Origin of the sequence: Kitasatospora sp. NPDC093558, from assembly GCF_040683475.1 — a bacterium.
Lineage (GTDB): Bacteria > Actinomycetota > Actinomycetes > Streptomycetales > Streptomycetaceae > Kitasatospora.
The window spans coordinates 1-11820 of sequence record NZ_JBFBDY010000009.1 but is presented as its reverse complement, the minus strand read 5'-3'; the positions used below and the strand labels follow the sequence as shown (position 1 = coordinate 11820).

General features: G+C 71.3%; 10 protein-coding genes. All 10 read left to right on the top strand.

Annotated elements, in window-relative coordinates; all coding sequences use genetic code 11:
• Positions 1-133 precede the first annotated feature (133 nt).
• Entirely contained in the window at positions 134-1237 is a 1104-nt protein-coding gene (locus AB0O00_RS02150) for a quinone-dependent dihydroorotate dehydrogenase (protein ID WP_363648146.1), read from the top strand.
• A 35-nt stretch (positions 1238-1272) separates the two neighbouring features.
• Positions 1273-2106, top strand: coding sequence for an orotidine-5'-phosphate decarboxylase (pyrF, locus tag AB0O00_RS02145; RefSeq protein WP_363648144.1), 834 nt, complete (start codon positions 1273-1275; stop codon positions 2104-2106).
• A 376-nt stretch (positions 2107-2482) separates the two neighbouring features.
• Positions 2483-2809: an integration host factor, actinobacterial type gene (gene mihF, locus AB0O00_RS02140; protein ID WP_030056187.1), complete on the top strand. Its 327-nt coding sequence runs from the start codon at positions 2483-2485 to the stop codon at positions 2807-2809.
• Positions 2810-2858: 49 nt separating this feature from the next.
• Complete coding sequence (gmk, locus tag AB0O00_RS02135) at positions 2859-3416, top strand: guanylate kinase (protein ID WP_363648142.1); 558 nt, start codon at positions 2859-2861, stop codon at positions 3414-3416.
• A 37-nt stretch (positions 3417-3453) separates the two neighbouring features.
• Complete coding sequence (rpoZ, locus tag AB0O00_RS02130; RefSeq protein ID WP_045692880.1) at positions 3454-3720, top strand: DNA-directed RNA polymerase subunit omega; 267 nt, start codon at positions 3454-3456, stop codon at positions 3718-3720.
• A gap of 171 nt (positions 3721-3891) precedes the next feature.
• Positions 3892-5151, top strand: coding sequence for a bifunctional phosphopantothenoylcysteine decarboxylase/phosphopantothenate--cysteine ligase CoaBC (gene coaBC, locus AB0O00_RS02125; RefSeq protein WP_363648139.1), 1260 nt, complete (start codon positions 3892-3894; stop codon positions 5149-5151).
• A gap of 157 nt (positions 5152-5308) precedes the next feature.
• Positions 5309-6517, top strand: a complete 1209-nt coding sequence (metK, locus tag AB0O00_RS02120; RefSeq protein WP_363648137.1) for a methionine adenosyltransferase — start codon at positions 5309-5311, stop codon at positions 6515-6517.
• 48 nt (positions 6518-6565) lie between these two features.
• Positions 6566-10054, top strand: coding sequence for a methionine synthase (metH, locus tag AB0O00_RS02115; protein WP_363648135.1), 3489 nt, complete (start codon positions 6566-6568; stop codon positions 10052-10054).
• Positions 10051-10959 carry a methylenetetrahydrofolate reductase [NAD(P)H] gene (gene metF, locus AB0O00_RS02110; protein ID WP_363648133.1) on the top strand — a complete coding sequence of 303 codons (909 nt, stop codon included), beginning with the start codon at positions 10051-10053 and terminating at the stop codon, positions 10957-10959. The genes metH and metF overlap by 4 nt, the downstream gene beginning before the upstream one ends.
• Positions 10940-11820 (top strand): adenosylhomocysteinase (locus AB0O00_RS02105; protein ID WP_363648131.1); only part of this gene is annotated, 881 nt, incomplete at its 3' end. The genes metF and AB0O00_RS02105, both read left to right, overlap by 20 nt.

The following is an 11820-nucleotide window of genomic DNA, read 5'->3' as shown; positions in this document are numbered from 1 at the left end:
ACCGCAGTGGGGGGCACCGAAGCCAGTCGGGTGCCCCCCACTTCCATGCCCGCCCGTCACCCGCCGCCACCCTTCTTTCGACGGGCTGCGCCCGCGCTCCTAATTTCGGTTTTTGCTCCGGGAGTTGACCCCCTTGTACAAGCTTCTGTTCGACCTCGTCTTCAAGAAGATGGACCCCGAGAAGGCCCACCACCTCGCCTTCTTCTGGATCCGCCTCGCCTCCTCGGTCCCTGGCCTGCGCGCCCTCGTCCGGCTGGTGCTCGCGCCGCAGGACCGGGCGTTGCGCACCCGCGCCCTCGGCCTCGACCTGCCGGGCCCGTTCGGGCTCGCGGCCGGCTTCGACAAGAACGGCGTCGGCATCGACGGCCTCGCCATGCTTGGCTTCGACTACGTCGAGATCGGCACCATCACCGGCGAGGCCCAGCCGGGCAACCCGGCGCCGCGGCTGTTCCGCCTGGTCGAGGACCGCGCGCTGATCAACCGGATGGGCTTCAACAACCAGGGCTCGGCCCGGGTCGCCGCCCGCCTCGCCGCCCGCCCGCACACCAGCTCCACCCCGGTGATCGGCGTCAACATCGGCAAGACCAAGGTGGTCGAGGAGGCCGACGCCGTCGCCGACTACGTCAAGTCGACCGAGCGGCTGGCCCGTTACGCCGACTACCTGGTCGTCAACGTCAGCTCGCCGAACACCCCGGGACTGCGCAACCTGCAGGCCGTCGACCACCTCCGCCCGCTGCTCGCCGCCGTCCGCGAGGCCGCCGACCGCACCACCGCGCACCACGTGCCGCTGCTGGTGAAGATCGCCCCGGACCTCGCCGACGAGGACGTCGACGCCGTCGCCGACCTCGCCCTGGAACTGGGCCTGGACGGCATCATCGCCACCAACACCACGATCGGCCGCGAGGGACTGCGGGCCGACGCCGCGCGCGTCGAGGAGATCGGCATGGGCGGCCTGTCCGGCGCCCCGCTCAAGGCCCGCGCCCTGGAGGTCCTCCAGCGGCTGCGCGCCCGCACCGGCGGCCGGCTGACGCTCGTCTCCGTCGGCGGCGTGGAGACCGCCGAGGACGCCTGGCAGCGGATCATCCACGGCGCCGACCTCGTCCAGGGCTACAGCGCCTTCATCTACGAGGGCCCGTTCTGGTGCCGCCGCATCCACAAGGGCCTCTCCGCCCGGATCCGGGACGCGGGCTTCCGCAACCTGGCCGCGGCGGTCGGCAGCGCCGTCCGCCCCTCGTGAACCCCCGTACCGCCACCGCCAACCCCGGAGACGACATGACCCTCGCCCCGTTCGGCGCCCGCCTGCGCCAGGCCATGGACACCCGCGGCCAGCTCTGCGTCGGCATCGACCCGCACGCCTCCCTGCTCTCCGCCTGGGGACTCGGCGACGACGTCGCCGGCCTGGAGACCTTCAGCCGCACCGTGGTCGAGGCGCTGGCCGACCGGGTCGCCGTGCTCAAGCCGCAGGCCGCGTTCTTCGAGCGCTTCGGCAGCAAGGGCGTCGCGGTGCTGGAGAAGACCGTCGAGGAGGCCCGCGCGGCCGGTGCGCTGGTCCTGATGGACGCCAAGCGCGGCGACATCGGCTCCACCATGGCCGCCTACGCCGAGGCCTTCCTCGCGCCCGGCAGCCCGCTGTTCTCCGACGCCCTCACCGTCAGCCCCTACCTCGGCTTCGGCTCGCTGCGCCCGGCGCTCGACCTCGCGCGCGAGCACGGCTGCGGGGCGTTCGCGCTGGCGCTCACCTCCAACCCGGAGGGCGGCGAGGTGCAGCGCGCCGTCGGCGCCGGCGGCGAGCCGGTCGCGGCCTCGGTGCTGCGGCAGCTGGCGGCCGAGAACGCCGGGGCCGAGCCGCTCGGCTCGTTCGGCGCGGTGGTCGGCGCGACGCTCGCCGACGCCGGCGTGGACCTCGCGATCAACGGCCCGCTGCTGGCCCCCGGCATCGGCGCCCAGGGGGCGACCATGGCGGACCTGCCGCGGGTGTTCGGCGCCTCGGTGCGCAACGTCGTGCCGAGCGTGAGCCGGGACGTCCTCAAGCACGGCCCGTCGGTGCCGGCGCTGCGCGAGGCGGCCGAGCGGTTCGTGGGGGAGTACGCGGACGCGGTGAAGTAGGACGCGGTGAATTGGCGTTCAGGGCTTGGTCGGTAGCCGATCGGTGACCCTGTGCAGTGTGCGCAGGACCTGGCGGTGCCGCTCGACCGGGCTCGCGCTTGACGTGAGCGCCGTCACATCGGCGGTGCCAAAGTCTCGCAATCGCGGTCATTTTGCCCCGGAAAGTCCTGGTCGGCCTTGGCTGACCAGGACTTTTCGTGTTCTTTTCCTGACGCGGCGCCGCAATCCGGGTAGTGTCCGGCGATAGGTCATCGAAGAGCCGCGATTCTCGTAGCTCCCGCAGGTCAGGGCCCTGGGGTTCCACTTGCGGAGGTGTCCTGGAGAACCAAACCAGTCATAGCTCAATCCCTTCCTTCCACACCCTGAGGTGAACGGCGTGGCTCTTCCGCCCCTTACCCCTGAACAGCGCACCGCCGCGCTCGCCAAGGCCGCCGAGGCTCGCCGGGAGCGCGCCGAGGTCAAGAACCGGCTCAAGCACTCCGGCGCCTCCCTGCACGAGGTGATCAAGGCCGGCAAGGCCGACAACGACGTCATCGGCAAGATGAAGGTCTCCGCCCTGCTGGAGTCGCTCCCGGGCGTCGGCAAGGTCCGGGCCAAGCAGATCATGGAGCGCCTCGGCATCAGCGAGAGCCGTCGGGTCCGCGGTCTCGGCACGAACCAGATCGCTTCCCTGGAGCGGGAGTTCGGCGGCGGTGCCGCCTGACCGTGCCCCCGTGGTCCCGGGATCGTCCGCGATCCGGGATAATCGGTGCATGAGTGAGCGTCCGCGGCTGACCGTGCTCTCCGGCCCTTCGGGGGTCGGCAAGAGCACGGTCGTCGCTCATATGAGGAAGCAGCACCCCGAGGTCTGGCTCTCGGTGTCGGCGACGACCCGCCACCCGAGGCCGGGCGAGCAGGACGGGGTCCAGTACCACTTCGTCGACAACGACGAGTTCGACAAGCTGATCGCCAACGGCGAGCTGCTGGAGTGGGCCGTCTTCGCCGGCAACCGCTACGGCACCCCGCGCGCGGCGGTGCTGGAGAAGCTGGAGCGCGGCGAGCCCGTCCTGCTGGAGATCGATCTGCAGGGCGCCCGCCAGGTGCGCGAGTCGATGCCCGAGGCGCAGCTGGTCTTCCTGGCCCCGCCGAGCTGGGACGAGCTGGTCCGCCGGCTGACCGGCCGGGGCACCGAGCCGCAGGACGTCATCGAGAAGCGGCTGGAGGCCGCCAAGGTCGAGCTCGCGGCGGAGCCGGAGTTCGACACGACTCTTGTCAACACCTCCGTCGAGCAGGTAGCGGCCGAACTGCTAGCCTTGCTCGGTGTAGGCTGACCTGTCTGTCTTTTCCACCCTTTCGGAAGGTTTTCGCGTGTCCTCTTCCATGACCGCGCCCGAGGGCATCATCAACCCGCCGATCGACGAGCTGCTCGAGGCCACCGACTCCAAGTACAGCCTGGTGATCTACGCCGCCAAGCGTGCGCGCCAGATCAACGCGTACTACTCCCAGCTCGGCGAGGGCCTGCTGGAGTACGTCGGCCCGCTGGTCGACACCCACGTCCACGAGAAGCCGCTGTCGATCGCGCTGCGCGAGATCAACGCCGGCATGCTGACCGCCGAGGCGGTCGAGACCGCCTGAGTCGGTCGACCTCGTAACTCTCCGGAAGGGCCTGGCGGAATCGTTTCCGCCGGGCCCTTCGCTGTTGTTCCGCTGGTGGGCGGTATGCGGGTGATCGTCGCGGGGCCGTAGGGTGTGCACGTCCCGGGAGTGGCCCTTGGAGTGGCCCCTGGAGTGGAGGAGAGCGGGAGCATGAGCGCGACTTCGGACCGGACCGGCGCGGACGCCCCGCGCATCGTCCTCGGTGTCAGCGGCGGCATCGCCGCCTACAAGGCGTGTGAGCTGCTCCGCCGGTTCACCGAGTCCGGCCACCAGGTCACCGTGGTGCCCACCGCCGCGGCGCTGCACTTCGTCGGCGAGGCCACCTGGGCCGCCCTCTCCGGGCGCCCGGCCGCCACCGAGACCTGGGAGAACGTCCACGAGGTGCCGCACGTGCGGATCGGCCAGCAGGCCGACCTCGTCGTCGTCGCCCCCGCCACCGCGGACCTGATCGCCAAGGCCGCGCACGGCCTGGCCGACGACCTGCTCACCAACACCCTGCTCACCGCGCGCTGTCCGGTCGTGATCGCGCCCGCCATGCACACCGAGATGTGGGAGCACCCGGCCACCCGGGAGAACGTCGCGACCCTGCGCCGCCGCGGCGTCATCGTGCTGGAGCCGGCCGTCGGGCGGCTCACCGGCAAGGACACCGGCAAGGGGCGGCTGCCCGAGCCGTCCGCGATCTTCGACGCCTGCCGGGCCGTGCTGCGCCGCGGCGGCGCCGTGCCGACCGACCTGTCCGGGCGGCACGTGGTGGTCTCGGCCGGCGGCACCAGGGAGCCGCTGGACCCGGTGCGCTTCCTCGGCAACCGCTCCTCCGGCAAGCAGGGCTATGCGCTCGCCGTGACGGCTGCGGCGCGTGGGGCGCGGGTGACACTGGTCTCGGCCAATGCGGAACTGCCCGATCCGGCCGGGGTCGACGTCGTGCACGTGTCGACCGCGCTGGAGCTGCGGGAGGCCGCGCTGAAGGCGGCCGAGGACGCGGACGCCGTGGTCATGGCCGCGGCGGTGGCCGACTTCCGGCCCGCCGAGTACGTCACCGGCAAGATCAAGAAGGTCGAGGGGGTCGAGCCGGCGCCGGTCGCGCTGGTGCGAAACCCGGACGTCCTGGCCGAGCTGTCGGCCCACCGCCCCCGTTCGGGCCAACTGGTCGTGGGTTTCGCGGCGGAGACCGACGACGTGCTCGCGCACGGCCGCGCCAAGCTCGCCCGCAAGGGCTGCGACCTGCTCGTCGTCAACGAGGTCGGCAACGGCAAGGCCTTCGGGACGGACGTCAACGAGGCCGTGGTGCTGGGCTCCGACGGCAGTGAGACACCCGTTCCGGTGGGTCCCAAGGAGGTCCTGGCGGACGTGGTCTGGGACCTGGTCGTAAAGCGGCTTGAAACGGTCGGTAAGCGACCGGAAGGTGCATGAGCCCGGTCAAAGAGTCACTTGATAACGGTCTCGTTTTCCGGAAGCGGGTGACGTTCGACGGAACCAGACCGTTAGACTCCAGGAATCAAGTCTTTCCGGATGTCCCCGGTTCGCCGGGGGCCTTCAGTCAGCAGCCGCTGCAACCCCAGGGAGCGCTGTGTCTCGCCGCCTGTTCACCTCGGAGTCCGTGACCGAGGGACACCCCGACAAGATCGCTGACCAGATCAGCGACACCATCCTCGACGCTCTCCTCCGGGAGGACCCGACCTCCCGGGTCGCCGTGGAGACGCTCATCACCACCGGCCAGGTCCACGTGGCCGGCGAGGTGACGACGAAGGCGTACGCGCCGATCGCCCAGCTCGTCCGGGACAAGATCCTGGAGATCGGTTACGACAGCTCGAAGAAGGGCTTCGACGGCGCCTCCTGCGGCGTGTCGGTGTCCATCGGCGCGCAGTCGGCCGACATCGCGCAGGGTGTCGACACCGCGTACGAGGCTCGGGTCGAGGGCGATGAGGATGACCTCGACAAGCAGGGTGCCGGCGACCAGGGCCTGATGTTCGGCTACGCCTCGGACGAGACCCCCGAGCTCATGCCGCTGCCGATCACCCTCGCGCACCGCCTGTCGCGCCGCCTGACCGAGGTCCGCAAGAACGGGACCATCCCGTACCTGCGCCCCGACGGCAAGACCCAGGTCACCATCGAGTACGACGGCGACAAGGCCGTCCGCCTCGACACCGTGGTCGTCTCGACGCAGCACGCCTCGGACATCGACCTGGAGTCGCTGCTCACCCCGGACGTCCGCGAATTCGTCGTGGAGCCGGAGCTCAAGGCGCTCGCCGAGCAGGGCATCAAGCTCGTGACCGACGGCTACCGCCTGCTGGTCAACCCGACCGGCCGCTTCGAGATCGGCGGCCCGATGGGCGACGCCGGGCTGACCGGCCGCAAGATCATCATCGACACGTACGGCGGCATGGCCCGCCACGGCGGCGGCGCCTTCTCGGGCAAGGACCCGTCCAAGGTGGACCGTTCGGCCGCGTACGCGATGCGCTGGGTCGCCAAGAACATCGTCGCGGCCGGCCTCGCCCGCCGCGCCGAGGTCCAGGTCGCCTACGCGATCGGCAAGGCCGAGCCGGTCGGCCTGTTCGTCGAGACCTTCGGCACCGAGACCGTCCCGGTCCTGGACATCCAGAAGGCCGTCAGCGAGGTCTTCGACCTGCGCCCGGCCGCGATCATCCGCGACCTCGACCTGCTGCGGCCGATCTACTCCCAGACCGCCGCGTACGGCCACTTCGGCCGCGAGCTGCCGGACTTCACCTGGGAGCGCACCGACCGGGCCGAGCAGCTCGGCAAGGCCGCGGGGCGCTGAGTCGTCGGACGCCGTGCCCGTTCAGTTCCGGAGGGAAGAGCAGTTGTGATGGACAGTCAGCAGCGCAGGGCGGATGCGCTCCGCGAGGCGTTCGCCACCCGAGTGGTGGTCGCCGACGGTGCGATGGGCACCATGCTCCAGGCGCGGGAGCCGTCGCTGGAGGACTTCCAGGACCTGGAGGGCTGCAACGAGGTCCTCAACCTCACCCGGCCGGACATCGTGCGCGGCGTCCACGAGGCCTACTTCGCGGTCGGCGTGGACTGCGTGGAGACCAACACGTTCGGCGCCAACTTCTCGGCGCTGAACGAGTACGAGATCGCCGGCCGGATCTTCGAGCTGTCCGAGGCGGGTGCCCGGGTGGCGCGCGAGGCGGCCGACGCCTGCGCGACCCCGGAGCGCCCGCGCTGGGTGCTCGGCTCGATCGGGCCCGGCACGAAGCTGCCCACCCTCGGGCACCTGCCGTTCGACGTGCTGCGCGACGGCTTCGAGCGCAACGCGGCCGGGCTGGTCGCGGGCGGGGCGGACGCGCTGCTCGTCGAGACCAGCCAGGACCTCCTCCAGGTCAAGGCGGCGCTGCTGGGCGCTCGGCGGGCCATGGCGGACGCCGGGGTCGACCTGCCGCTGATCGTCCAGGTCGCGATGGAGACCACCGGCACGATGCTGCTGGGTTCGGAGATCGGCGCGGCGCTGGCCGCGCTGGAGCCGATGGGCGTCGACCTGATCGGGCTGAACTGCTCGACCGGACCGGCCGAGATGAGCGAGCACCTGCGCTACCTGGCCCGGCACGCCCGGATCGGCCTGTCCTGCATGCCGAACGCGGGCCTGCCGGTGCTCGGCAGGGATGGCGCGTACTTCCCGCTGGACCCGGACGGCCTCGCGCAGGCGCAGGAGGGCTTCGTCCGGGAGTACGGGCTGTCGCTGGTCGGCGGGTGCTGCGGCACCACGCCCGAACACTTGCGGGCCGTGGTGGAGCGGGTGCGCGGCCGGGAGGTCGTGGCGCGCTCGCCGCGGCCGGAGGCGTCGGCGGCCTCGCTGTACCAGGCGGTGCCGTTCCGCCAGGACACCTCGTACCTGGCGATCGGCGAGCGGACCAACGCCAACGGCTCGAAGAAGTTCCGCGAGTCGATGCTGGCCGGCGACTGGCAGGCCTGCGTGGAGATCGCCCGCGACCAGATCCGCGAGGGCGCGCACCTGCTGGACCTGTGCGTCGACTACGTCGGCCGGGACGGCGTCGCCGACATGAAGGAGATCGCCGGCCGCCTGGCCACCGCCTCCACCCTGCCGATCGTCCTGGACTCCACCGAGCCGGACGTCCTGCGCGCCGGCCTGGAGGCGCTCGGCGGGCGCGCGGTGCTCAACTCCGTGAACTACGAGGACGGCGACGGCCCGGAGACCCGCTTCGGCCGGGTGGCCGGCCTCGCCCGCGAGCACGGCGCGGCGCTGATCGCGCTGACCATCGACGAGGAGGGCCAGGCCCGCACCGCGGCGAAGAAGGTCGGGATCGCCGAGCGCCTGATCGGGCAGCTGGGCCGCGAGTACGGGATCCGGGAAGAGGACGTCCTGGTGGACTGCCTGGCGTTCACGCTGGGCACCGGCCAGGAGGAGTCCCGGCGGGACGGCATCGAGACGATCGAGGCGATCCGCGAGCTCAAGCGCCGCCACCCGGACGTGCAGACCACGCTGGGCCTGTCCAACATCTCCTTCGGCCTCTCCCCGGCGGCCCGGCAGGTGCTCAACTCGGTGTTCCTGCACGAGTGTGTGGAGGCCGGCCTGGATTCGGCGATCGTGCACGCCGCCAAGATCCTGCCGATGGCGCGCATCCCGGAGGAGCAGCGGGAGACGGCCCTGGACCTGGTGTACGACCGCCGCCGGGACGGCTACGACCCGTTGCAGCGCCTGCTGGAGCTGTTCGAGGGCGTGAGCGCGGCGTCCGTCCGGGCGTCGAAGGCGGAGGAACTGGCGGCGCTGCCGCTGGACGAGCGGTTGCAGCGCCGGATCGTCGACGGCGAGCGGGGCGGCCTGGAGGCCGACCTGGACGAGGCGCTGGCGCTGCGGCCCGCGCTGGAGATCGTCAACGAGACGCTGCTGTCCGGCATGAAGGTGGTCGGCGAGCTGTTCGGCTCGGGTCAGATGCAGCTGCCGTTCGTGCTCCAGTCCGCCGAGGTGATGAAGACCGCGGTGGCGTACCTGGAGCCGCACATGGAGCGCTCGCAGGACGCGGGCAAGGGCACGATCGTGCTGGCGACCGTCAAGGGTGACGTGCACGACATCGGCAAGAACCTGGTCGACATCATCCTGTCCAACAACGGCTACAACGTCGTCAACCTCGGCATCAAGCAGCCGGTTTCGGCGATCCTGGACGCCGCGCAGGAGCACAAGGCCGACGTCATCGGGATGTCCGGCCTGCTGGTCAAGTCGACCGTGATCATGAAGGAGAACCTGGAGGAGCTCAACCAGCGCGAGCTGGCGGCCGATTACCCGGTGATCCTCGGCGGCGCCGCCCTCACCCGGGCGTACGTCGAGCAGGACCTCCACGAGATCTACGAGGGCGAAGTCCGCTACGCCCGGGACGCGTTCGAGGGCCTGCGGCTGATGGACGCGCTGATCGGGATCAAGCGCGGAGTGCCGGGCGCGGTGCTGCCGGAACTGCGCAAGCGCCGGCACGCGCGGGTCGAGGTGCTGTCCGAGCCGGCCGCCGGGCCGGTGCGCTCCGACGTGGCCGTGGACAACCCGGTGCCGGTGCCGCCGTTCTGGGGCACGCGGGTGGTGCGGGGGATCCAACTCCGCGACTATGCCTCCTGGTTGGACGAGGACGCGCTGTTCAAGGGGCAGTGGGGGCTCAAGCCCGCCCGGAACGCCGGCGGGCCGGACTACGAGGAACTGGTGGAGACGGAGGGCCGGCCGCGGCTGCGGGCGCTGCTGGAACGCGTCCAGACCGAGCACCTGCTCGACGCCGGGGTGGTGTACGGGTACTTCCCGTGCGTGTCCAAGGGCGACGACCTGGTGATCCTCGACGAGCTGGGCGGCGAGCGGATGCGCTTCACCTTCCCGCGCCAGGGGCGGGGCCGCCGGCTCTGCCTGGCCGACTTCTTCCGCCCGGAGGAGTCGGGGGAGACGGACGTCGTCGGCCTCCAGGTGGTCACGATGGGCAGCCGGGTGTCGGAGGCGGCCAACGAGCTGTTCGCCGCCGACGCCTACCGCGACTACCTCGAACTGCACGGGCTGTCCGTCCAACTCACCGAGGCCCTGGCCGAGTTCTGGCACGCGCGGGTGCGCTCCGAGCTGGGCTACGCGGCCGAGGACCCGGCGGCGATGCGGGACATGTTCGCGGTGAAGTACCGCGGCGCCCGCTTCTCCCTCGGCTACGGCGCCTGCCCGGACCTCGCCGACCGCGCCAAGATCGCCGAACTCCTGGAGCCCGAGCGGATCGGCGTCGTGCTCTCCGAGGAGTACCAGCTGCACCCGGAGCAGTCGACCGACGCCATCGTCGTCCACCACCCCGACGCCGTCTACTTCAACATCGGAGGACGCCCATGAGCACGCTGAAGGAGCGCCTGCGGTCCGGGGAGCCGACGTTCTCGTTCGAGTTCTTCCCGGCGAAGACCGACGCCGGCACCCGCACCCTGTGGGAGGCGATCCGCCGGATCGAGCCGCTGGCCCCGGACTTCGTCTCCGTCACCTACGGCGCCGGCGGCGGCTCGCGGGACCGCACGGTCGAGATGACCCGCCGGATCGCGGCCGAGACCACCCTGCGGCCGGTGGCCCACCTCACCGCGGTCGGCCACTCGCGCGCCGAACTGCGGCACATCGTCGGCCAGTACGCGGACGCCGGGGTGCGCGACGTGCTCGCGCTACGCGGTGACCCGCCGGGCGACCCGCGCGGCGAGTGGCACCCGCACCCGGACGGCTTCCGCCACGCACACGAACTCGTGAGCCTGGTAAGGGAGTCGGGGGAGTTCACCATCGGCGTGGCGGCCTTCCCCGAGCGGCACCCGCGTTCGCCGGACTGGGCGAGCGACATCCGGCACTTCGTCGCCAAGTGCCGGGCCGGCGCCGACTACGCGATCACCCAGATGTTCTTCCGGGTCGAGGACTACCTGCGGCTGCGCGACCGGGTCGCCGCGGCCGGCTGCGACACCCCGATCATCCCGGAGATCATGCCGGCCACCGACGTCCGGCAGATCGCCCGCTTCGCCGAACTCAGCGGCGCCGCCTTCCCCGAGGATCTGGCGCACCGGCTGGAGGCCGCCCGGGACGACCCGCGCGAGGGCCACCGGATCGGCGTCGAGCACGCCACCGCGATGGCCGACCGGCTGCTCGCCGAGGGCGCGCCCGGCCTGCACTACATCACCCTGAACCGTTCCACGGCGACCGTGGAGATCCACCAGAACGTCCAGACCGCCACCTCCAGGAGTACCGGACATGCCCACGCAGGACACTGAGCAGGACACCGAGTTCACTGACTTCAAGGTCGCCGACCTCTCCCTCGCCGCGCTCGGCCGCAAGGAGATCGAGCTGGCCGAGCACGAGATGCCCGGCCTGATGTCGATCCGTGCCGAGTACGCCGGGGCGCAGCCGCTGGCCGGCGCCCGGATCACCGGCTCGCTGCACATGACGATCCAGACGGCCGTGCTGATCGAGACGCTGGTGGCGCTGGGCGCCGAGGTGCGGTGGGTCTCGTGCAACATCTTCTCCACCCAGGACCACGCGGCCGCGGCGATCGCGGCGGCCGGCATCCCGGTGTTCGCCTGGAAGGGCGAGACGCTGGAGGAGTACTGGTGGTGCACCGAGCAGGCGCTGACCTGGCCGGACGGCGGGACCCCGAACATGATCCTGGACGACGGCGGTGACGCCACCCTCCTGATCCACAAGGGCGTGGAGTTCGAGAAGGCCGGCGAGGTGCCGGACCCGTCGACGGCCGACAACGACGAGTTCCGGATCGTCCTGGAGCTGCTCGGCCGATCCGCCCTCGACTGGGGCGCGATCGCGGCCTCCGTCAAGGGCGTGACGGAGGAGACCACGACGGGTGTGCACCGTCTGTACGAGATGCACCGTGACGGCAAGCTGCTGTTCCCGGCGATCAACGTGAACGACTCGGTGACGAAGTCGAAGTTCGACAACAAGTACGGCTGCCGGCACTCGCTGATCGACGGCATCAACCGGGCGACCGACGTGCTGATCGGTGGCAAGGTCGCGGTCGTGTGCGGTTACGGCGACGTGGGCAAGGGCTGCGCGGAGTCGCTGCGCGGCCAGGGTGCGCGGGTCATCGTGACCGAGATCGACCCGATCTGCGCGCTGCAGGC